The organism is Nostoc sp. LEGE 06077 (genome assembly GCF_015207705.1).
GTDB lineage: Bacteria > Cyanobacteriota > Cyanobacteriia > Cyanobacteriales > Nostocaceae > Nostoc_B.
Genome location: NZ_JADEWI010000039.1, coordinates 1 through 21,678, shown reverse-complemented (window position 1 = coordinate 21,678; position 21,678 = coordinate 1). Strand labels below are relative to the sequence as shown.

The window sequence follows — 21,678 nt, the reverse complement described above, 5'->3', positions numbered from 1 at the left end:
ACTTGTTATCGTAAAATTATTATTGCGTGAAATATAAAATCTAGTGAAGTACATGGCAAAGCTCAAAATCTCGAAGAAAATTTCCACTGCTTTAATTAATTCCCTAGGTGCGGGAGTAGTACCAAGACTAGGAGTTGAACATATAGCAGTTGGTCGAGAACAAGAACTTAAAAGCCTGATACAAAATCTAGATGACATTGCCGAAGGTGTAGCCGCATTTCGCTTTATTATTGGTAACTATGGTTCAGGTAAAAGCTTTCTCCTCCAAATGATTCGCAACCGAGCGATGGAACAAAGTTTTGTAGTAGCCGATGCTGATTTATCATCCGAACGTCGCCTCGCTGGAAGCAATAATGAAGGTTTGGCAACTTACCGAGAATTAATGAGTCACCTTTCTACAAAAACCCGTCCTGATGGCGGTGCGTTAGTTTCAATTTTAGAAGGCTGGATTAACAAAATCCAACAAGAAGTTGCCAAAGAAACTAATATGCGGCCGAACGATGAAGGTTTTGATGACCAAGTTGAAGCTAAAATTCGAGAAGTCGTGCAGTATATTGAAGACTTAGTTCATGGCTTTGATTTTGGTAACGTCATTATTGCCTATTGGCGCGGTTATCGGTTAGATGACGATAATTTAAAAAATGCAGCTTTGCGTTGGTTGCGCGGAGAATTCAGCACCAAAATTGAAGCGAGGGCTGCTTTAGGAGTGCGGGTAATTATTGATGATGAAAGCTGGTATGACTACATCAAATTATTCGCTAAATTTGTGGCCGAGATTGGCTATAAAGGTTTATTAATTTTGTTAGATGAAGCGGTAAATTTGTATCAAATCTCGACAACTGTCACCCGCGAGAAAAACTACAACAGACTGCTGACAATGTTTAATGATACCATGCAATGCAAAGCCGAGCATCTGGGTATTTTTATCGGTGGCACAACTAAGTTTTTAGAAGACCAAAATCGTGGACTTTTTGCTGATCAAGCTTGGCGTAGACGCACAAAAGAAAGCCGCTTTGCTACCCAAGCCAATGTCCAGGAGTTTTTAGGGCCAGTTATTCGCTTAAACCCATTGAGTGAAGCTGAAATTTTAACTCTGTTACAACGCCTGAAAGACATTCATGTAACTCACTATGGCTATGATAAAACGTTGAGCGATCGCAACTTACAAGAATTCTTACAAGAAATCGTTAGCCGCCTAGGTGCAGAAGCCTTACTCACACCCGGCGAAATCATCCGAGACTTTATCAGCGTTCTGAATATCCTGCATCAAAATCCAAAAATAGCATTCAGTGAATTAATTCAAAGTTCTCAATTCAAGCCTATAGTCGTTGGTAAAAATGTAGCTATCGATGAAGATGGTGCAGCAGAATTTAGTTTGTAATTAATTAAATATGACTAATGCCTTTAACCGACTTGCACCCTTCATTCAAGAATATATCTACCATCACAACTGGACTGAATTACGACCAGTGCAAATCGCCGCTTGTGAAGTGATTTTTGACACTGATGCTCACTTGTTAGTATCAGCAGCCACGGCGGCGGGAAAAACAGAAGCAGCATTTCTACCAGTTTTAACTGTATTACATAATCACCCTACTAATACCATCGGTGCATTATATATCGGCCCAATTAAAGCCTTAATTAATGACCAATTTGAACGCCTCAATGGCTTACTAAAAACAGCCGATATTCCTGTTTACCACTGGCATGGTGATGTGGCGCAAAGTCGCAAAAATCAACTTTTAAAAAATCCCCAAGGCATTCTCCAAATTACTCCAGAATCTCTAGAAAGTTTATTAATAAATAAACATCATGATTTAGTGCGTTTATTTGGAGATTTAAAATTTGTCATCATTGATGAAATTCATGCCTTTATGGGTTCGGAACGCGGTTGTCAGATTATTTGTCAATTGCAACGTTTAGCCAACGCAATTCAATCACAACCCAGGCGTATTGGGTTATCAGCTACCCTTGGTGATTACTCAATGGCGGAAGAATGGCTACGTTCGGGAACCGACAAACCAGTAATTACTCCCAACATTGAAGCCGGAAAACGTCAAATTAAACTTGCTGTCGAACATTTTTATCTTCGTGATGATATTAATTCATCAGATATATATGATAATTATATTTTTAATCTCAGCAAGAATAAAAAATGCCTTATCTTTGCAAATAACCGCACTCAAACTGAATCTGTAATTGCTTCTTTGCGACAAATTGCTCAAGCACAAGCAGAACCAGATATTTATCATGTCCATCACGGGAGTATCTCAGCAAGCTTGCGCCAAGCTGCGGAAAAAGCTATGCAAGAACCGCATACTCCTGCTGTGACTGCGGCGACACTCACCTTAGAATTAGGCATAGATATTGGGAATTTAGAGCGAGTCATTCAGTTAGAATCACCCTTATCTGTAGCCAGCTTTTTACAACGTTTAGGACGTGCGGGAAGAAGAGGTGAAGCCGCGGATATGCGCTTTGTTTGTGTTGAAAATGAACCACCACAAGAAGCATATCTCCCTGAGCAAATTCCCTGGCAACTTGTACAGTGTATTGCCATTATTCAACTATATTTAGAAGAACGTTGGATTGAACCGATAAAGCCACCTAAATATCCTTTGAGTTTGCTTTATCATCAGACAATGAGTATTTTATTAGCAACAGGGGAAATCTCTCCGGCGAATTTGGCGAAACAAGTTTTAAAATTTCCCCCGTTTGCGGCAATTACTCAAGAAGATTTCAAATTATTATTACGTTATTTAATTGATATTGATCATATTCAGCAAACTGAGCAAGGTAAATTAATTATTGGCTTGACTGGCGAAAAGGTAGTAGGTAAATTTCAATTTTATGCTGTCTTTGCTGATAATCAAGAATATTTAGTCAAGCAAGGGACTACAGCAATTGGCAGTATCGTCACACCACCGTCGGTAGGTAATCAATTTGGTTTAGCTGGACGAACTTGGGAAGTTTTAGAAGTTGACTTAAAAAAAAAGCTCGTGTCAGCTAAACAAGTAGATGGTAAAGCCACCGTTTATTGGCGTGGTGGTGGCGGTAGTATTCATACAAAGATTTTGCGACGAATGCGGCAGGTTTTACTAGAAGATGTGGAATATATTTATTTACACAAAAATGCTCAACAACGTTTAAAAGTAGTCAGAGAGTTAGTTCAGTCTGCTGGATTAGCAAAATCAAATATATTGCAATTAGAGAAAAATAAATGCTGTATTTTTCCTTGGGTTGGGACAGTAACTTATCGCACCTTAGAAAGATTGCTTAATTCTTTTTGTCGAGAATCTTTAGAAATTAGTAGTATGGGAGGAACTAACCCTTATTATTTGATTTTGAAATTAGGTAAAGGTAAGTTTAAATATCTGCAACCAGAAATTGCTTCATTATGTGACCAAAGAATTTCCGCAGAAAATTTAGTGCGTACAGCCGAAGCGCCAGAAATGCAAAAATATGATGAATTCATTCCGCATTCGTTATTACGCAAGGCTTTTGCTCATGATTATTTAGATATAGAAGAACTTCGACAGCAAGTTACATTGTGGAAAATTTCTGGATAGAAGTTTATTTTACTTGAGAGCGATCGCACTTAAGATAGATGTTTTCTCGATAAATTAATTCAAATTTCATATTTTACTAGATTAAATATGCACTCTTGGCTATAAGCAAGCTCTGACTTCTGCTAGAGGAATGTTTATCTTTGTAACAGATAGCCTTGATATGTCTCTGATAAAGCTGATTGGTTCAGAAATAGGTTAGTTTTTGACTCAATTTCATTCCTAACCTGTATTTCAAGCCAACCAATTAGTTCTAAAAACGTAAAAATAATGGAGTATAGTCCATGATAAATTTCATTTCTCAGGCATTTTCTCGCATCAGTTCTCTGCTAAATGGTATTCAGGTAAAGCGGTTTGTTGCTGTAGTAGTAGTAGGATTTTTAGTCCTGACAACAAACGCTAATATTGAACGTAGCAACACTAAAGCTGTCACCAGAGAACTTGATAGAGTAGTACATCAAGATCAGGCTGATAGACCAAAAACCACAGGTGAATGGAACAGAGAAGCTCGTCAAACCGAAGATGAACCTGGTAAACGCGTTCAAAGAATTGCTAAAGAATCAGCAGAAGCTGTCAAACAATGGGGTGAAGTCTATCCAGATACTGCTAAACGCAGCGCAGATGACAATGCAAGTAAGTAATACAAGACCATTTTAAATTTTGGATTGAGTATTTCTTTGGGAATCGAGAGGAGCAAATCCTTGAAAAAATAGCAATAACTAGCAAGATTAAAAAGGTGCAGTAAGTGCTGCACCTTTTTGAGTATAAAAATGTCATACCAATTCACAACAAAACTTTGCGATAAAAAAACCCCCAAAGGGGGGTTCAATTTTAAGTTATTCGCGTGGAGTGAACAACTTGGTAATTAATTAATACCTACAGTAGATACAGTAATCCGAATAAAATTATCCAAATTACGTCTACAAAGTGCCAGTAGATTTCTGCGGCTTCAATACCGAAGTGTTTTTCGTTACTGTAGTGACCGGGAACGCGAGATCGCCACAACACTGCCACAATTGCTAAAACGCCGATAGTAACGTGCAATCCGTGGAAACCCGTTAACACGTAAAACGCACTAGCAAATAAATTGGTAGTTAAACCAAATTCTAGATGAGTATATTCATATACCTGCCCTACCAAGAAAGTTGCACCCATCGCGGCGGTAATGGCTAACCAAATCCGCGCACCTCGCGCATCATTCTTTTTAATTGCTGTATCAGCATTGTGCATGACAAAGCTGCTGGCAATTAGATTGACAGTATTGACTCCAGGAAGTAATAATTCCAATTCTGGTGTACCTGCGGGAGGCCACACAGGTAAGGTCGAACGAAAAGCGAGATAGGCTCCAAACAAGCCGAGAAAAATCATTCCTTCAGCTACTAAGAAGACAAACAAACCAAACAAGCGATGATCTGGATGTTCTTCGTGATGAGCAACTGTGGCTGTACTATGATGATGATTTAATTCGGTTTTAGCTGGGTCAATGGTTTGACTTTGCATGAATCTTTATTTAAGTGTGAAGGATGTAGACGCGCAGCGGCTTGCCGCAGGCTAGTCTGAAGTCTGAAAATCCCCTAGTCATTTTTGCCTGAGACGCGTTGTTCCAGGTCAGACTCGATGGTGGGATATGGCTCATCAGGATCAGCACGGAGTACTGAGTTGGGGCCAGCCGATAATAAAGGATTGGGATCGGATAATGGTACACCTTCATTAGCCCTTTCTAAGCCGTAATCGTAAGGGCCTGTAGCTAATACGGGGAAACCATCAAAATTTTCAATTGCTGGTGGGGAAGTTGTCATCCACTCTAAGGTCAACGCTCGCCAAGGATTATTACCTGCTTTTTCACCGTACATCCAACTCCAAATTGCATTGATGATGAAGGGAAAGGTGGAAACAGCAAGTATGTACGCGCCGTAGGTACAGATTTCATTCAGCAGGGTAAATTTGGGGTCATACTGAGCGACGCGGCGGTTCATTCCCATCATTCCTAGCTTGTGCATGGGTAAGAAGGTCATATTCAGACCCACAATTGTCAATGCAAAGTGAACCTTACCCCAAAATTCGTTGAACATCCGTCCCGTCATTTTCGGGAACCAGTGATATATCGCGGCAAAAATCCCCAACACGCTCCCACCAAACAACACGTAATGGAGGTGAGCCACGACAAAATAAGTATCGTGAACGTGGATATCAAAAGGTACTGCTGCCAGCATGACACCACTAATACCACCAATCACGAAGGTGCCAACAAAACCAATGGCAAACAGCATAGCTGAGTTGAGTTGGATTTTGCCGCCCCACATAGTTGCTAACCAGCTGAAAATTTTAATTCCCGTTGGTACAGCAATGATCATCGTGGTGATCATAAAGAACATCCGCAACCAACCGGGAATACCACTGGTAAACATATGGTGCGCCCAAACTATCAGCCCCAAAAAGCTAATTGCTAGGGATGAGTAGGCGATCGCTTTATAGCCGAAAATTGGTTTACGAGAATGTATGGGAATAATCTCGGAAATTGCCCCGAAGAAAGGCAAAATCATGATGTAAACCGCTGGATGAGAGTAAAACCAGAACATATGCTGGTAAACTACGGGATCACCGCCACCAGTCGGGTTAAAAAATGTTGTACCTGCCAATAAATCAAAAGCCAACAAAATCAAACCTGCGGCTAAGACTGGAGTAGACATCAAAACCAGTGCGGAAGTAGCAAACATCGCCCAACAAAACAAAGGCATTTGATGTACTCCCATCCCTGGAGTCCGCATCTTGATTAAGGTGACGAGAAAATTTATCGCCCCCAAAATCGACGACGTACCCAGCAACAGCACACTCATAATCCAAATCCCTTCACCTACTTGGCCTGTCACCAAGCTGAGAGGCGGATAGGAAGTCCAACCTGCATCGGGTGCATCGCCTATAGCTAAACTAGCCACCAGCAATAAACCCCCAACGGGAATCATCCAAAAAGCGACAGCATTCAATCTAGGGAATGCCATATCCTTAGCCCCAATCATCAGGGGAATCAAATAGTTGGCAAACCCGGCACCTGCTGGTACAATCCACAAGAAAATCATGATTGTAGCGTGCAGGGTAAACAGGCTGTTATAAACTTCTGGGCTGACAAAATCTACTTCGGGAGTGCGTAGTTCTGTTCGCACCAAGTCAGCGAGAACACCGCCAATGCAATAAAAAATGAAGGAAGTGACGAGATATTGAATCCCGATCACTTTATGGTCAGTGTTGAAGGTAAAGTAATCTCGCCATTTTCTAGCTCCCGGCTCATCAACCCGCACCGGGAAATTGGCTGTTTCTTGTATTTGGGCTTGTGTCATAGGAGTTAGTTATTCAGTTATCAGCCTGTTCACTAATGACTATTCACTGTTGACTGACTATGGTGAACTTGATGTAAGATTTCTGGCTGAATTCCCATTTCCTTAGTGTAAGGAGCGAGAAATTCATCTGGGGTGAGGTTGGCTGGATTCACAGCAACGGCTTTATTCAAGGTTTCATGACTTGCAACTAGCTGCTCTTGCATCCATTTGTCAAAATTTTCTTGACTTTCCACCACCACTTGGCTTCTCATCGCGCCGTGGTAGGGGCCACAAAGTTCAGCACAAATTAGCGCATAATCACCAATTTTATTGGGAGTGAAGCGAATTTCGCTCTGTCTACCGGGGATCGCATCTTGTTTCAAGCGGAACTCTGGCACCCAAAAGGCATGGATGACATCGTTGGCTGTCATATTGATTTGCACTTCTCTGCCAATGGGAACGTGCAATTCACCTGTGGTGACTCCAGTATCTGGATAAGTGAAAATCCAGGCATATTGCAGACCTGTAATATTAACCGCTAAACTGGCTGGCTTACCTGCTTTGTCAGGGCTGGAGCCAAGAGTAGGAGCTACACTACCAACACCAGGCGCATTCCGAAGTTGGGGAATCTGATCAGCATTCCGCACAGCGGCGGTGGCTGGGTCTTGCATCGCCGCGTCAGATTTTTCTTGATTGAGATTGGGTGCTGTGCTGGGAGGAGTATCACTCAAAGTAGCAGCAATAGCTGCTCCGGGCATTCTCATCGAACTTTGATTTATGGGCGCTTCGTGAACAGCGTGGGGATCGAAGCCACCGATTTCGTTATACACATCAAAGCTATAAACAGAAATACCAATCACAATAATTGCGGGGATCGCCGTCCAGAGGATTTCGAGAGGTACATTGCCTTCCACTGGTGGCCCGTCTTCATTGTCACCAGCACGCCGACGGTATTTAAATACAGAGTAGATTAAAACACCTTCAACAATCAAAAATATACCTACGGAAACAGTCATCATCGAGTTAAATAAACCATCAACTAAGATGGCTTCATCGGAGGCTGCTGTCGGCAACAGACCGTGATTTTGACCGTACCAAAGACTGGTTAACGTTAGTACGATGCCAATCAGTAATGTCCAGATGGAACTTGGAATTTTCACGGCTTACTTAAATTAATTGACTACGTTTTTTCAAAGCTGCCCACTTACTAAGGTAGTCTAGGCTATTAAACATAATGCTAAATGGTCTGAAATTTTTATTAATTTTTTCAGGCACTTTACTATTTCTGAGTAAAAGAGATTTATTAGATACTGACAAGGATAAATAGCTATAACTGGAAAAATTTAAGGAAAAATTTAGGTTAGGAAAATTGTTTGTCAATCATCTATTGCTCACAACTTGAAAAATACCTAAAGCTTCAGACTAAAACAATCAGAAGTGATTCAAAGTAATAAGTGAAACCCCATCTCTAAACTTGGTGCTATACGCTAGGGTGGATATGGGTTGGTACGAAAAAATTCAAAATTTAAAGAGAGCTACTACCAAGATCGGCAGAAGGAATCGTTCATGAACGAATTTGTCCTAAAACAACAAAATGATGCGGCAATCGAGCAACAAAAGCCGAAGGAAATGATTCGTCGCTTGGTGTGGAGAATGTCTATAGCCACCTTGATTTTAATGGCTATCGGCTCTGCCACCCGTGTGATGAATGCCGGACTTGCTTGCCCAGACTGGCCGCTATGCTACGGGGAACTAGTACCAGCCAAACAAATGAATCTCCAAGTGTTTTTGGAGTGGTTTCATCGCTTGGATGCAAGCTTGATTGGTGTGAGTGCGATCGCACTTGCTGGTTTATCTTGGTGGCACCGTCGTTCTTTGCCTGTCTGGTTGCCTTGGGCTGCGAGCTTTGCTCTGTTTTTAATCGTGTTTCAAGGGATTTTGGGAGGACTCACAGTTACTGAACTGCTGCGGTTTGACATCGTTACCGCCCACTTGGGAACAGCACTGTTGTTTTTCACCACCTTACTAGTAGTCGGTACGGCTCTAGCTCCCTATCAGGGAACTGGCAATGCGGGGAAACTACCCTGGATTGGTTTAGCTGCGGCTGTGTTGGTTTATGTGCAGAGTTTACTGGGCGCTATCGTTGGCTCTCGCTGGGCGCTACATCAATGCTTTGGCACATCTGAACTGTGCAGCGTGATGTACAGCCATATTTTTGGTTTAGTACCGCCAACTGTAGCCACCTTAGCTGTAGTGTTAATTTCCTGGCGCACACCAGCCCTCCATCCAGCTTTGCGGCGACTAGCAAATATGGCTGGTGGTTTGTTGGGCTTACAAATTTTGTTGGGAGTTGCTACTTTTCGTTTGCATCTGCAAGTTGAGCCGCTGACTGTCTCGCATCAAGCTATCGGTGCGGCTTTACTTGGGACTTTGGTCGGGTTTACTGTTCTCGCATTGCGTGACTGGGCGGATAATCGTGAAATCAACAGTTTGTCTGTAGGTTTGGCGACAAATTCTCTCAACCCCCCAGCCAAAGGCTCGAATCCCTAAATAATTCAGGTTTGTGGGTAAACTGATGCGATCGCTACGATGACTGATGACTAATGGTGATAAGACATTAGCCATTAGTCATTGAGTAATTCACCGCATCTCCAGTAACTAGAACTGGTGTAAGTCTCCCTGTCTTCACCTTTGCCTCAGTTTCTCAAACACTAGCAACTTAATTGACGCTTCAAATACAGAAACGGCAAGGTTCAAGATTCTCCCCCAAGTAAAGGTAGTCTGGGCAAATCGCTCTCCACAGCCAGACAGAAACTAGACATACATTGTTGACAATTAAGGAAATAAAACCAAGATGATTGAGACTAATGTCTCTCGCCACCACGAAACCTTCCTCCAGGTAATTCAAAGCTATTACCAGCTAACTAAACCTCGTATTATTCCCTTGCTATTGATTACCACCGCGGGGAGTATGTGGGTTGCCGCGAAGGGACAAGTAGACCCATTACTGTTGTTAGTTACTCTGACTGGTGGTACTCTGGCTGCGGCCAGCGCCCAGACAATCAACTGTATCTATGACAGAGATATTGATTACGACATGGAACGGACGCGCCATCGTCCTATGCCTTCTGGCAGAATACAGCCAAGAGATGCGCTGATTTTTGCGATCGCCTTGGCTGTACTTTCTTTTACCCTACTAACAGTGTTTGCTAATTTATTGGCAGCTTGTCTGGCATTTTCTGGCATCGTTTTTTATATACTGATTTACACCCATTGGCTCAAGCGTCACACCACCCAAAATATTGTCATTGGTGGGGCGGCTGGGGCAATTCCGGCGTTGGTAGGTTGGGCGGCGGTGACAAACACCTTAAGCTGGCCGGCGTGGTTAATTTTTGCCATTGTCTTTTTATGGACACCTCCTCATTTCTGGGCGCTGGCGTTGATGATTCGTGATGACTACGCTAAAGTCGGTATCCCCATGCTTCCAGTTATTGCTGGTGCGACAGCTACAGTCAAGCAAATTTGGTATTATACCCTGATTACAGTCATTGCCACGCTGTTATTGTTTTATCCCTTGCATGCTAGTGGCATTGTTTATGCCGCGATCGCCGCTGGTTTAGGCGGATTATTTATCCGTAAATCTTGGTGTTTATTACAACAGCCAGAAGACCGCATTGTAGCTAAAGATGTGTTTCTTTACTCCATCTCCTACATGATGCTGTTATGTTTAGCAATGGTCATTGATAGTTTGCCAATTACCCATCATTTGGTGAGTACTGTTATTGCCCAGCTACACTTATTTAATTAAGGCAGGAAAAATTATGCGATCGCGTTGGTAAAATTCAGGACGCGATCGCATTTTTCGATATTAAAAAACTACTGAGTATATCTTTTCGCCAATTCTTCGTAACTTAGTTAGCTACTAAGTTATGCAAAATAACTATGGCACCACAGTCACTGGTGTCCCAAGATTGATCTGATGAAATAATTCCTTAACATCCTGATTGTACATCCGAATACAACCATGTGAGGCAGCTTTGCCTACTGAATCAGCATTAGGGGTGCCGTGAAAGCCCACCCAATCTTTACCATTTGTCCAAAATCCTATCCAGTAATTACCCAGAGGATTTTCAGGATCACCTCCGGGAATAGCCTTACCAGTAAAAGAATTTATCCAGGTTGGTTTTTCCAACATTGTACGTACTCGAAAATTCCCAGTTGGAGTTCCCCAACCTTTACGACCAACAGCTATAGGATAACTTTTAATTTGGGTTTTGCCTCGATAAAGTGTTACTCGACGCTGACGAAGGCTGATTTGTAGGTGAAGAGGTTGAGTAACTAAATCATTAATATTAGTTGTTTGAGAGACTAAATTGCTAGTTGTAGTATGAGAATAATTTTTCACCTCAGAAGATAAGGATATAGAAGGATTAAAACTCAATCCAAATCCACAAATAAAAATAACTAATTTACTTGATTGCTTTAACATTATAATAATCTTTTTTCCATTATCAAAATCTGTTGCGGTAGAAGTCGAAATTAATTGATGATTAATTTCATCTTTTTTCAACCATTTCTTGTTAACAATAATCAGTAGTTAAAATCATTCAAAAACACTGACAAGCTTAACAAGCTTGTCAGTCTAATCTCAGAAGGCTATTAAATTACCATAGCGCCCTAACACCGCTACCTGTGTTGTCTTGGGTTCCAGTAGTTCCCGAAGTCCCGTTATTAGGATATTGTTGAGTCCCAGTAGTCCCATTATTAGGATACTGTTGAGTCCCCGAAGTCCCGTTATTAGGATACTGTTGAGTTCCAGAAGTCCCATTATTGGGATATTGTTGAGTTCCAGAAGTCCCGTTATTAGGATACTGTTGAGTCCCAGAAGTCCCGTTATTAGGATATTGTTGAGTTCCAGAAGTCCCGTTATTAGGATATTGTTGAGTCCCAGAAGTCCCGTTATTAGGATATTGTTGAGTTCCCGAAGTCCCGTTATTGGGATATTGTTGAGTTCCGGTGTCAGAACCATCTGTAGATTGTCCTGTTTGAGATAACAATTTGTTATCTATGCGAACTTGGCTAGTATCCAAATTACTAGAGGTAGATGGTAACACAGCATATCCGGGAAGATTAATTAAAGCACCAGTACTGGCAACTCCCACGAGACTAGCAAAAATTTTGAGCAAATTTTTATTGCAATTTATGATCATTAGAACCTCTTATCTTTGAAGTAAACATTCTTAAGTAACTGAGAAATGGGGTGGAATCTGGAGAATTTTTGCTGGATATTTCAATAACAACTAACAATGTCAACTAAAAATTTTGAGCTTGATAGTTGATATTTAATTTAAAAATTAACTTTATTAAATTTTTGATTCTTCTGTCTAAAGTCTAGTCTAGGCTTAAATTAAGCCATAGTATTTAATGCTGAACTTATTTAAATTATTTATAATATCTACCTACTTAGATATATCTTTTAATATTCTATGCAGGGATAAAATTATTATCTTAATGAATAACATAAATGAGTCAAAAAATAAATTATTTATAGATAAATTTAAACCGACTATATGGTTAATTATTGGATGTTAAGCAGTAGTAGAATTGTCAGTCAATAATTATAGTAGGGGACAGGTGAGAGGTGACAGAGTTAAAAGTCTTTGATTGTCTAAGTTTTAGCGTAGTGAAGTAATCGCAAAGTCTAGGCGATCGTGTCGTTCCACTCGTGGCGGACATATCACAAGTAATTTGCCGGACATGATATCAATAGAGTAGCGTGAAGAAAAACTTACGCGGCTCCCTGGAAATAGTTACCTTTGCAATTTCCTTCTCAGTAATAACCTTAAATAAAGTATAAATTTGTTGTATCACAACACAGAGAATAACCTGATTATTAAGGTAGTCCCTACAACACAAATAATTCCTGCAACTCCAGCTAGGGGTTTTTTGTACTTACCAGTCCACCATTCTGAAACTTTACCTGTGTAAGTTATGAGTTGGGCTGTATCCATAGTAGCGATCGCCAACACTAAAGCAGTATGTAATCCCCACGCTACACCCAAACTACCCTGGTCGGCAATCCTCGCCATGACTAACATCATTCCCATTAACCACAGTCCAGGTGTTTGTGGTAGAGTCTCTTGTTGCTCCCAAACTAAATGCAGCACCGCAAAAATACAGCTAGAAATTGCTGCTGCTATCCAAACTGAATAATCTCGCTCTAATTCTGTGAACACAAAACCGCGAAACACTAATTCTTCGATTCCGCCTACCAATAACGCTACTAATAAAATCGGTAGCAAGATAGATGGTAATAACTTAATATTAGACTTTTCAAAATCACACCAACCCAGCCAATACTGTACAGCAAACATCACACCTAGGCTGAGTAATCCCAAACCAAAACCCAGCCCTAAGCCACCCAGTAGAGAAATATTTACTATTAACCCATAATCAGCAAAAGACCTTTTACACAACAAAATAACTCCCCAAAGCACTAGGGGAGCTAATAAGTAAAGTGTTACTATGAGTGGTAACTTTTGCTCTGGTTGCAAAGGTTTTGTTGGTTGCCAACCCATAATAATAGCAGATATTGCTGCTATGGGAAACCAACAGACAACCCAACTAATGAAAAAAGCCATCAAGACAACTGGTACTGATGCATTTTCGAGAAATGACAGTAGAATGTTGGCTGATGGCGATAAAAAATTTGCTAAAACAAATAAAAAAAACACGATAGACTACTGACACAATAGATTTCTTGGTTTCTCTTCAAGACTCTACTAAAATTTGTGGTTTTAGCAACAGGTGTAATCCTATCGTTTTATTAGTACAGAATTCTTAAACAGAGTTATTTGCTGTATTAATAGGGATATGTATTCCAGCACTTACCTTCAACTTCTCCCTACCATTCGCAAATTTACTCTTCGTCGTCTAAGTCTTCTTCTACCTCATCAATGTCCTCTGGGGAGATTTTCTTATCACTTTCACCTAGTTGAATCAGGTGAATGTGCTTGTATCCCAGCCTAATTTCAAATTCATCTCCAGCTTTTAAACCCATTGCCTTAGTGTAAGTTGCACCAATGACAATTTGACCATTTTGATGAACACTAACCCGATATGTCGGTTCGCGGCCACGGCCATCTTTAGGTGCTTCTGGACTTAAAGGAATTCCTCTAGCCGATAATAAAGCGTCATAAAAATCTGTAAGATTGACGCGCACCTGGTTATTTTTAGTAACAGTGTAATAGCCACACTGTTTTGCTCTTTCTCTTCTGGGTAAATTAGAAAGTTCTTTTACCTTAGCAAGCAGTGCTTTTCCAGTTAATGGTGCAGTTGCAGTTTCTGTCATTACGCTCAAATTATCCTTACTCTCTCCAAACTGATAAACTATGTAGCCTGATGCCAGTATTTAACTTTTGAGTATCCGTAAAAAGATGCTCAAAACTTTAGGGAAGGGTTAAATTGCTACTGATAGAGGAGCCACAAGCGCCTATATTATGTTTGCCTGCAACAGATTAAAGGTTAGGGTTGTCACAGGCATTTACTTTGTTGATTTTACGGCACTTTTAACCATGATTCGCCATTGAAAACAAAATGATTTTCTCTTTTGGCGCTACTGTAGCGGTGTAACTTTAAGCCACCTTTACAAATGAGGTTGTTTCTACTCTAAATAAGTAGTAGACCCAAGAAATTCCAGGTTTTCCACTTTCAGTGCTTGCCTTTATTGCTCTTGAGTTGTGTGTTTTAACCCATTCTTCCTCTTAAGCTTAAGACAGCATAGTATTTGAATCTGCTCTGAAGACATATTCCTTTTGTCTCAGATGTAGAGACAGAAAATTTTATGTCTCTCCGTTACGAAAAAACAAAGTAGTGGTAATCGCGCTTATACGACGATTGAGACTGGTTTTGTGACTTCGTAATTTTATATTAAATACTAGCATGGACTAATAATAGCAAAATAATTGTTTAAGTTTGAATTTAATTTACAGAGAAACTTTTATCTCAATCATTTAGCTTAACGAGGCAATAAGCAGTCAGGATTTTCATTCTGGTTTGTTAGCTACGGTGTGTATTGCTGCATCACTTTTATAAAAATTCATCTAAATTTCGATCAGCAGTTTTGAGTGAGTGCCATTCTTTGATGTTGGAGATTGAGAAGAGACAAAAATGTCCAGAGGTTTCACCTCCAGGTTTATTCTCATAAGACAAACATCCTCTCAGGTATTTTGAGTGCCTGTCTTTGGGAAGAATAAATATATTGCACATCTGTCAAGTACTTAATTACCGCGATTCAGATGTTTATTATCAGCTTTAACACTTCTATATCAGCCAAAAATTAACTTTTGGCAATTATTTCGCTGATTTCTCCAACCAGTAGATTTGAGATAAGACTCTTTTTGATATAAAGATGTATTAAGCAGATGAAGTGTATTGAATAATAATGGAGTTGTTCTGCCAGAAAAACTCTTTTATTTTTAACTCATAAACAGGTAAGCTGCGATCGCCTGTTTATGACTAAAGCTCAGAGCTTAACATAAATCTCTGACATGGTGCTAATACAACTAAAATTTTAATGGTTATCCTTAAATTAGAATCAGTAGCTCTTTGCTCATCAGCCTTTTAAAACTTGGCTTTGAATTAAGAGCAACAAGAGTATAGCTCAATTTTCGCACCTACTAGCCTTTACTCATGATTTCTAAGGCTGGTAAAGCAATTTTAAGACTTTGGTTGGTGGTAATGGAAGTTATTTTTAAGATTATTCGGCAGCAACAAAATTCTGTGCCTGTTGTGCAAACTTACCCTCTAGAGGTAGACCCTGGTAATACAATCCTTGACTGTCTAAATCGAATTAAATGGGAGCAAGATGGCACATTAGCATTTCGCAAAAATTGTCGCAATACTATTTGTGGCAGTTGTGCAATGCGAATCAATGGGCGTTCGGCTTTAGCTTGCAAAGAAAACGTTGGCAGTGAAATTGCGAGATTACAACAAATACAATCGTTAAAAAATACGACAAATCCCCACCTAGAAATCACGGTTGCACCTTTGGGTAATATGCCCGTGATTAAAGATTTAGTAGTAGATATGAGCAGTTTTTGGGATAATTTGGAGGCAGTTGCTCCTTATGTAAGTACAGCAGCGCGACAAATCCCAGAACGAGAATTTTTACAAACACCGCAAGAGCGATCGCTTCTTGATCAAACTGGTAACTGTATCATGTGCGGGGCTTGTTATTCGGAATGCAATGCCCGTGAAGTTAATCCCGATTTTGTCGGACCTCATGCATTAGCTAAAGCGTATCGTATGGTTGCAGATTCTCGTGATAGCACTACAGAGAATCGCTTAGAAAATTACAACGAAGGTACTAAAGGAGTGTGGGGTTGTACTCGTTGTTTATATTGCGATTCAGTGTGTCCAATGGAAGTCGCACCCCTCGAACAAATCAGCAAAATTAAACAAGAAATTCTTTCAAACAAACAAAAAACTGACACTCGGTCAATTCGCCACCGCAAAGTTTTAGTCGAGTTGGTCAAAGAAGGTGGTTGGATTGATGAACGCCAATTTGGTTTACAAGTTGTTGGTAATTATTTGCGTGACCTCAGAGGATTACTTAGTCTTGCACCTCTGGGATTAAGAATGCTTGTTAAAGGTAAATTCCCCTTGTCCTTTGAAGCATCTGAAGGTACACAACAAGTGCGATCGCTCATTGAATCTGTACAAAAGGAAAGTAAAAAGTGCTGAGTACTGAGTGCTAAGTGCTGAGTGAGAATTTTTATCTAGGGTCTTGGGGTATATCCAATGGTCGCCCAAAGCGGTCATAAACTAAAATATCCCACTGCCCATTATTAGTTGATTCAAAAGCAATTCGACTACCATCAGCGCTAATCGTAGGGTTACGCACTTCCGCTTGCAGATTATTAGTTAAATTACGTGATTGGCGAGTTTCTCGGTCATAAACAAAAATAGCCGATCGCCCCTGGCGACTAGCCGCAAACACAACATAACGCCCATCTTCCGAAACGCTAGGGTGAGAAGCGATGGTATCTAACGAATTTAACCCAGGTAAATCAATTAAATTACGCGTCAGAGTATCAAACATATAAACATCTTGGCTACCCCGGCGATCGCTAGTAAACACAATATATCTCCCCGAAGTTTGCGGATTTAATTCCGAAGCCAAACTATTAATACTCCGTCCCCCCGGATCAAAAGGATAACTAACCAACCGGGGATAGCCAAAACAACCAGTTAGTAAACTACAGCAAGCAAATATAGGTATAAAAATGGTGCGATTGGTCATTGGTCAATAGTCAATGGTCAAGCCGTAAGATGCTACAGGACAAAATTTCATACTTCATACTTCACACTTTAATTCGGCGCATCCACCGTTGCACCATTGGGAATATCTAATTCAACATTAGGGCCACGATCTAAAACTTCAATATCCCATTGACCACGACTGGCCGTTTCAAAGACAACATAACGTCCATCAGGGCTAATACCCGGATTTCGTACCCAGCCACGATAGACAGGAGTCATGACTTGTGATTGTTGGGTAGCGCGATCGTAAAGAGCTACCACTGGTCTACCTTGGTCGCTAGTTAAATAAACAATATAACGCCCTGTGTAGCTCAAGCTAGGACTTTCACTGATTGTCTCTGAGCGGTTTAAACCCGGCGTTCTCACAAATATTTGTTGTTGCAAGTCATACACCAGTAATTGGTGACTACTATTACGATTGGAGACAAATGCCAAAAACCGACCGTTGCCACTTAACGTCGGTTGTTCTTCCGTGTAACGACTATTCAGAGAAGTAGGCCCAAGGGGAATATCACTGGCACCACAAGATACCAGTAAGCTCATTAAGCCAAAAATCAGGCTCCAATGAATCGGTCTTTGGAGCCACAAGGTAGGCGTAAATTTATTCACCTCAACTGTTATTTTTTACATCGCCTCTAGCTTACATCTATCCCAACAGTTTTATACATCATCAAAATTAGTTGAATTATCCGATTCATCATCAGATCGATCAATCGGCTTGTATGGGACATAATCTGCCGAGATTACATCATCATCCACACTCTCGCGGCGAGAAGTTGTGTCTGCTGGTGGACGGCGTTTTCTGGGTCTAGTTGGCACATCATCTTGCCGACTGTCTGGACGCTGAGTACCATTACTACTACGACGAGAAGATTTTCGCACTTCATCACTCGGATTTTCCCAATCGTCTACCTGTCTACTAGAAGAAGAACCCCAACTTTCATCGTCAGATCTCTCCGCCGGACGGCTTGTGGAACGCGCAGAAGTCCGCCGACGATTTTTATCAGTTGTTTCTGTCCGTTCATTACTAGTGCTAGTGCGGCGATTGGAACGGCGGGGTGGTTGCTCCTCAGAATAATCATCACGGGTTGAGCGTTCATCTTTGCTACCGCGAATTCTGGGGCGTACAGGAGGCTCTTCTTCCTCATAAGGCAATGGCTCATATTCGTCTTCTACCTCAGCCTCATAGTCTCTGCGCCTCTTATAGGAATAATTATCGCTGACTTCTCGTTCTCTATCTACAATCGGGGTGTTGCGCTTGGCTTGTTGCGTAGCAATGCTGCGTAGGCGAATACTTTCTACAGCAAAAAACACCGTTGTACCTACTAAAAGCAGTTGCCCAAATTGCAGAATCGGGTCTAAGCGCCATCCTTGGAATATGAGAATAAAGCCGCAGAGTAAACCTACAGCTGCAAAAAAGATATCTTGATCTCTTGAAAGTTCTGGGCGTACAGTCCGCAAAAAATACAGCGCTGCCCCAGCCACAGCCAGGAAAATTCCTAGAATACTGGCTGAGTTTGTCCCTACATTGACCTGAGCCAGAACACTGGCTGAGTTCAGCCCAAAATTTAGCATTGTTCTTTATCCCAATATCACAATCTATGTTAGCGAGTCACAATTAAAATCACTACTTTAATTAATCACAATATAGTTAAGCTCCAAAGCTTCTGGCTCAGAAGATTGGCAGCTATTTATCAATTGCCAGCCAAATAAAAATTGATGTCTGTCAGCTAAGTATACCCTGTCCTCACTAGGAAGATTGCTACTGTTAATGCAATTGGGTAAATAGCTGACAGACAATTTGGTATTAGAGTCAAACTGACTCACCAAAGAATTATGAACGTTGGATTTTATCTTTTTGGCTAATGAAGATTAGCCCAACGGTAGCAGGGATAACAACGATCGCAGTACCCCAAGCCAGACTCCAAAGAAAATTTGCTAAAGATGGTGTCATTGTTCTCAACCTTTTTTTACACACTTCATCATAATTCTAATAGTGTAGTACTTCCTTGAGAAGCCTTTTGCTATGAGTGGTATGGCAGGGTAAAGGTGACAGGTGACAGGTGACAGAGTTAAAAGTCTCTTATTGTCTAAGTTTTATCGCTTACCGATATCCTAACTAACTTGGCTATAGCTATAAAACTAGATCTGAGAAGCTAGAGACGCAAAACTAGGATTTTTCGAGACTTACGTGCTATTAATACTAAAATCTAAAATTTAAAATCTAAAATTGCTTGACTGGCATTTGCAATAAAATATATATATTGCTTGACAAAGCTTAAAACTTCCTAACTTCCTTCACAGAATTTTCTTTGTTCAAAAATAGTAGCTCAAACCGATGACTGGCGTTAACTTGACCGTTTGGATTCTCGGCCCGCTGTTGGGACTGATGACATTCCTCTTTATTTTCCGCATTATTCTCACTTGGTTTCCACAAGTGAATTTGAATCAATTGCCCTTCAATCTGATAGCTTGGCCGACAGAGCCATTTTTGCTGCCTTTACGTAAGCTAGTACCACCCATTGGCGGAGTCGATATTACCCCAATTATTTGGGTAGGAATTTTCAGCTTGGTGCGAGAAATCCTGCTAGGACAACAAGGACTGCTGACGATGATGTCTCATGTTAGTTAGGGGATAGGGGAGGATGCGATCGCACTTCCGGCACCAACTTAATCATGTTTGATGGCGATCGCTCTCTGTATTTAATATTCAGCAGCATTCCGGTGTTGCAAGCCTATTTTATCTTTGCTGGAACACTGACCCCTTCTGCTACTCCGAGTCAACCAAGTTTTTACATCGATCAGACACAAGTCTCAAATTAAACCATAAAACTCATTGCCTCCGAGAATTATGAACTAGCTTCTTGACAACTTTAGATTTGCCTATTTCAAACTCACCTTCTTTTATATCCCCCAAACTAGAAAATTCTCTGGAAAATACTCTCTTAAATCCTGAAACTGAGTCTGTGACTTGTACTCTGAATAGTAGAAATTGCCCTTTTTTCCAATTGCTTTCTAAGTTATCCCTTGTTTTGAAGCAAAAGTCATAGTCTGTAAAACTCTTTTGATTATTAATACCTTTGATTTCCATTAAGCTACTAGTAATTAAAGAAACATGGCAAAATTCACGTATAAATCCGCCGTCTACTTGAAAAGGCTTAATTAAAAATAGTTCTGCTTTTACATCAATTACATCACGCTTAGTAAGGTTTATAATTTTAAACATATATTCGACTTTGTTATCTGAACTTCTACCTTTTGCGATTGAGTCAGAGATAAAAATTTGAGGTTTTATCTTTCTCAAGAAAGCTAGAAAAAGCGCAGATGTTATAAAATTTGATATAAATCCTAGCAGGAAAGCTATGAGGTCATTCATGGAGACTTCTTAACCTTTAGAAGATTCTGATAATACACTTCACTGAACCATTCTCGACCTTTTAGTATGTGGTTAAGATATTCTTCAGTTGGCATAAGACTGGGCTGTGTTCTATTTTTTTGTGCAATATAAGTTAAACATTTGATCTTCTCACCATTACAATCTATGACATCCACATAATCTTTCATATAATCTCTTGGATGATCTTCAAACTTATCTAGATTAGCTATGGATGAGTCACTGATTGAATATATTAGACCCTCGACTTTACAACCTTTACAAGGTTCAATGTTTGCAAACCCTGCACCTATCAAAGTTTCATCTATTACATTGAAAACCAGTCTCCAGTCTTCAAGGGTTCCTTGTTCAGAGTCATATACTGTGACCCCTCTACTTTTCAACCTTTCCAAGTTTAAATTTGAGCCATAAGCAAAATATTTAATCATAACTCTAGAAAAATATTTACCTTCTTGGCTATTCTACCCCGATCTTCTGTTTAACCCCTCAACGCAGAAACTAGCCGCATAACTATTTGTTACACGGAAAATTTCTGTATAATGTTTTTCAAACCTAATATACCAAGCATTACAGCTTATATATTGTCTTAAATCTATAGGAAACTTTTTTCTTAAATAGTTTGTTTGGATATTATACCGAATTCTTCCATATAATCACCCTTCACGGGAGGATTAAATAGAATTTTTTTGTATATTCCTTAGTATTATCAATAATTTTTCCCTATAACATCCTTATTTAGAGGATTAGATATTTTTCTACAAAGAATTATTAAGAGATTAGGTTTAAAAGTATGTGCGGTAAATATAAAGAAATCTAAATCTTTACCAACGGTATTCACAAAAGATGAATTTCTTGGAATTCTTCAAGAATTATCTGAAGTACATCAAATTTTAATTAAGTTAATTTACGGTACTGGTTTAAGGTTAAGAGAAAGTTTGAGTTTACTTGTTAAAGATTAGACCTCTTGCAAAAGTCCCATGAGCGTGGGAAAAGTAGCTGAGAGCTTTCTTGACATCTATGAGCTACGAAAAGGTAAAGAACCTCAAACCAGAAGAATTCAAACGGCTGTGTGGTGTGCATCCGG

At 40.2% G+C, this 21,678-nt stretch carries 20 protein-coding genes; 7 read left to right on the top strand and 13 right to left on the bottom strand.

All coding sequences use genetic code 11. From position 1 onward, the window contains the following. Positions 1 to 52 precede the first annotated feature (52 nt). The 3 genes from IQ244_RS21540 (at position 53) to IQ244_RS21530 (ending at position 4,204) form a co-directional block, all read left to right on the top strand. Entirely contained in the window at positions 53 to 1,381 is a 1,329-nt protein-coding gene (locus IQ244_RS21540) for an ATP-binding protein (protein ID WP_193897865.1), read from the top strand. A 10-nt stretch (positions 1,382 to 1,391) separates the two neighbouring features. Then, the gene (locus tag IQ244_RS21535; RefSeq protein ID WP_193897864.1) at positions 1,392 to 3,566 is read left to right on the top strand and encodes a DEAD/DEAH box helicase; all 2,175 of its coding nucleotides are present in this window, start codon (positions 1,392 to 1,394) and stop codon (positions 3,564 to 3,566) included. 281 nt (positions 3,567 to 3,847) lie between these two features. Next, a complete protein-coding gene (locus IQ244_RS21530) occupies positions 3,848 to 4,204 on the top strand; it encodes a hypothetical protein (protein WP_193897863.1) in 357 nt (118 codons plus the stop codon). 235 nt (positions 4,205 to 4,439) lie between these two features. Here IQ244_RS21530 and IQ244_RS21525 read toward each other — a convergent pair whose 3' ends face one another. The 3 genes from IQ244_RS21525 to IQ244_RS21515 form a co-directional block, all read right to left on the bottom strand. After that, the gene (locus IQ244_RS21525; RefSeq protein WP_193897861.1) at positions 4,440 to 5,063 is read right to left on the bottom strand and encodes a cytochrome c oxidase subunit 3; all 624 of its coding nucleotides are present in this window, start codon (positions 5,061 to 5,063) and stop codon (positions 4,440 to 4,442) included. Positions 5,064 to 5,137: 74 nt separating this feature from the next. After that, entirely contained in the window at positions 5,138 to 6,898 is a 1,761-nt protein-coding gene (ctaD, locus tag IQ244_RS21520; protein ID WP_193897859.1) for a cytochrome c oxidase subunit I, read from the bottom strand. A 32-nt stretch (positions 6,899 to 6,930) separates the two neighbouring features. Further along, positions 6,931 to 8,037 carry a cytochrome c oxidase subunit II gene (locus tag IQ244_RS21515; protein ID WP_193897857.1) on the bottom strand — a complete coding sequence of 369 codons (1,107 nt, stop codon included), beginning with the start codon at positions 8,035 to 8,037 and terminating at the stop codon, positions 6,931 to 6,933. A gap of 406 nt (positions 8,038 to 8,443) precedes the next feature. Between IQ244_RS21515 and IQ244_RS21510 the strand changes: the two genes are divergently transcribed. Together IQ244_RS21510 and IQ244_RS21505 are read left to right on the top strand one after the other, a co-directional pair. Continuing rightward, positions 8,444 to 9,427 carry a COX15/CtaA family protein gene (locus IQ244_RS21510; protein ID WP_193897855.1) on the top strand — a complete coding sequence of 328 codons (984 nt, stop codon included), beginning with the start codon at positions 8,444 to 8,446 and terminating at the stop codon, positions 9,425 to 9,427. A 304-nt stretch (positions 9,428 to 9,731) separates the two neighbouring features. Further along, entirely contained in the window at positions 9,732 to 10,685 is a 954-nt protein-coding gene (locus IQ244_RS21505) for a heme o synthase (RefSeq protein ID WP_193897853.1), read from the top strand. 132 nt (positions 10,686 to 10,817) lie between these two features. Here IQ244_RS21505 and IQ244_RS21500 read toward each other — a convergent pair whose 3' ends face one another. The 4 genes from IQ244_RS21500 to IQ244_RS21485 form a co-directional block, all read right to left on the bottom strand. Then, the gene (locus IQ244_RS21500) at positions 10,818 to 11,447 is read right to left on the bottom strand and encodes a L,D-transpeptidase (RefSeq protein ID WP_228059060.1); all 630 of its coding nucleotides are present in this window, start codon (positions 11,445 to 11,447) and stop codon (positions 10,818 to 10,820) included. 94 nt (positions 11,448 to 11,541) lie between these two features. Beyond that, the gene (locus tag IQ244_RS21495; RefSeq protein WP_193897851.1) at positions 11,542 to 12,087 is read right to left on the bottom strand and encodes a hypothetical protein; all 546 of its coding nucleotides are present in this window, start codon (positions 12,085 to 12,087) and stop codon (positions 11,542 to 11,544) included. 657 nt (positions 12,088 to 12,744) lie between these two features. Next, on the bottom strand, positions 12,745 to 13,611 hold the full coding sequence (locus tag IQ244_RS21490) for a CPBP family intramembrane glutamic endopeptidase (RefSeq protein WP_322746091.1): 867 nt from the start codon (positions 13,609 to 13,611) through the stop codon (positions 12,745 to 12,747). 185 nt (positions 13,612 to 13,796) lie between these two features. After that, positions 13,797 to 14,228 carry an AbrB family transcriptional regulator gene (locus IQ244_RS21485; RefSeq protein WP_193897849.1) on the bottom strand — a complete coding sequence of 144 codons (432 nt, stop codon included), beginning with the start codon at positions 14,226 to 14,228 and terminating at the stop codon, positions 13,797 to 13,799. A gap of 1,388 nt (positions 14,229 to 15,616) precedes the next feature. Between IQ244_RS21485 and IQ244_RS21480 the strand changes: the two genes are divergently transcribed. After that, complete coding sequence (locus IQ244_RS21480; RefSeq protein WP_193897926.1) at positions 15,617 to 16,621, top strand: succinate dehydrogenase/fumarate reductase iron-sulfur subunit; 1,005 nt, start codon at positions 15,617 to 15,619, stop codon at positions 16,619 to 16,621. A gap of 31 nt (positions 16,622 to 16,652) precedes the next feature. On the opposite strand, the gene IQ244_RS21475 is transcribed toward IQ244_RS21480, so the two are convergent. From IQ244_RS21475 to psbX, 4 genes are all read right to left on the bottom strand, one after another. After that, a complete protein-coding gene (locus IQ244_RS21475) occupies positions 16,653 to 17,180 on the bottom strand; it encodes a TolB family protein (protein WP_193897847.1) in 528 nt (175 codons plus the stop codon). A 68-nt stretch (positions 17,181 to 17,248) separates the two neighbouring features. Continuing rightward, positions 17,249 to 17,809: a PD40 domain-containing protein gene (locus IQ244_RS21470; protein ID WP_193897845.1), complete on the bottom strand. Its 561-nt coding sequence runs from the start codon at positions 17,807 to 17,809 to the stop codon at positions 17,249 to 17,251. Between the two features lie 51 nt (positions 17,810 to 17,860). Next, positions 17,861 to 18,775, bottom strand: a complete 915-nt coding sequence (locus tag IQ244_RS21465; protein ID WP_193897843.1) for a Ycf66 family protein — start codon at positions 18,773 to 18,775, stop codon at positions 17,861 to 17,863. 259 nt (positions 18,776 to 19,034) lie between these two features. Further along, positions 19,035 to 19,154, bottom strand: a complete 120-nt coding sequence (gene psbX, locus IQ244_RS21460; protein ID WP_015112477.1) for a photosystem II reaction center X protein — start codon at positions 19,152 to 19,154, stop codon at positions 19,035 to 19,037. Between the two features lie 384 nt (positions 19,155 to 19,538). On the opposite strand from psbX, the gene IQ244_RS21455 reads away from it, so the two are divergent. Beyond that, positions 19,539 to 19,832: a YggT family protein gene (locus IQ244_RS21455; RefSeq protein ID WP_193897841.1), complete on the top strand. Its 294-nt coding sequence runs from the start codon at positions 19,539 to 19,541 to the stop codon at positions 19,830 to 19,832. A 201-nt stretch (positions 19,833 to 20,033) separates the two neighbouring features. Here the strand turns inward: IQ244_RS21455 and IQ244_RS21450 are convergent, their stop codons facing one another. Next, positions 20,034 to 20,576: a hypothetical protein gene (locus tag IQ244_RS21450; protein WP_015112475.1), complete on the bottom strand. Its 543-nt coding sequence runs from the start codon at positions 20,574 to 20,576 to the stop codon at positions 20,034 to 20,036. Then, positions 20,573 to 21,022, bottom strand: coding sequence for a gamma-glutamylcyclotransferase family protein (locus IQ244_RS21445; RefSeq protein ID WP_015112474.1), 450 nt, complete (start codon positions 21,020 to 21,022; stop codon positions 20,573 to 20,575). The genes IQ244_RS21450 and IQ244_RS21445 overlap by 4 nt, the downstream gene beginning before the upstream one ends. Between the last annotated feature and the right edge of the window lie 656 nt (positions 21,023 to 21,678).

Bases quoted from the DNA above. Each gene is read 5' to 3' on its own strand.
- IQ244_RS21510 (WP_193897855.1), top strand. From the start codon at position 8,444: ATGAACGAATTTGTCCTAAAACAACAAAATGATGCGGCAATCGAGCAA.
- IQ244_RS21445 (WP_015112474.1), bottom strand. From the start codon at position 21,022: ATGATTAAATATTTTGCTTATGGCTCAAATTTAAACTTGGAAAGGTTG.
- IQ244_RS21505 (WP_193897853.1), top strand. From the start codon at position 9,732: ATGATTGAGACTAATGTCTCTCGCCACCACGAAACCTTCCTCCAGGTA.
- psbX (WP_015112477.1), bottom strand. From the start codon at position 19,154: ATGACACCATCTTTAGCAAATTTTCTTTGGAGTCTGGCTTGGGGTACT.
- IQ244_RS21535 (WP_193897864.1), top strand. From the start codon at position 1,392: ATGACTAATGCCTTTAACCGACTTGCACCCTTCATTCAAGAATATATC.
- IQ244_RS21465 (WP_193897843.1), bottom strand. From the start codon at position 18,775: ATGCTAAATTTTGGGCTGAACTCAGCCAGTGTTCTGGCTCAGGTCAAT.
- IQ244_RS21495 (WP_193897851.1), bottom strand. From the start codon at position 12,087: ATGATCATAAATTGCAATAAAAATTTGCTCAAAATTTTTGCTAGTCTC.
- IQ244_RS21530 (WP_193897863.1), top strand. From the start codon at position 3,848: ATGATAAATTTCATTTCTCAGGCATTTTCTCGCATCAGTTCTCTGCTA.
- IQ244_RS21475 (WP_193897847.1), bottom strand. From the start codon at position 17,180: ATGACCAATCGCACCATTTTTATACCTATATTTGCTTGCTGTAGTTTA.
- IQ244_RS21525 (WP_193897861.1), bottom strand. From the start codon at position 5,063: ATGCAAAGTCAAACCATTGACCCAGCTAAAACCGAATTAAATCATCAT.
- IQ244_RS21480 (WP_193897926.1), top strand. From the start codon at position 15,617: ATGGAAGTTATTTTTAAGATTATTCGGCAGCAACAAAATTCTGTGCCT.
- IQ244_RS21485 (WP_193897849.1), bottom strand. From the start codon at position 14,228: ATGACAGAAACTGCAACTGCACCATTAACTGGAAAAGCACTGCTTGCT.
- ctaD (WP_193897859.1), bottom strand. From the start codon at position 6,898: ATGACACAAGCCCAAATACAAGAAACAGCCAATTTCCCGGTGCGGGTT.
- IQ244_RS21450 (WP_015112475.1), bottom strand. From the start codon at position 20,576: ATGAATGACCTCATAGCTTTCCTGCTAGGATTTATATCAAATTTTATA.
- IQ244_RS21455 (WP_193897841.1), top strand. From the start codon at position 19,539: ATGACTGGCGTTAACTTGACCGTTTGGATTCTCGGCCCGCTGTTGGGA.
- IQ244_RS21540 (WP_193897865.1), top strand. From the start codon at position 53: ATGGCAAAGCTCAAAATCTCGAAGAAAATTTCCACTGCTTTAATTAAT.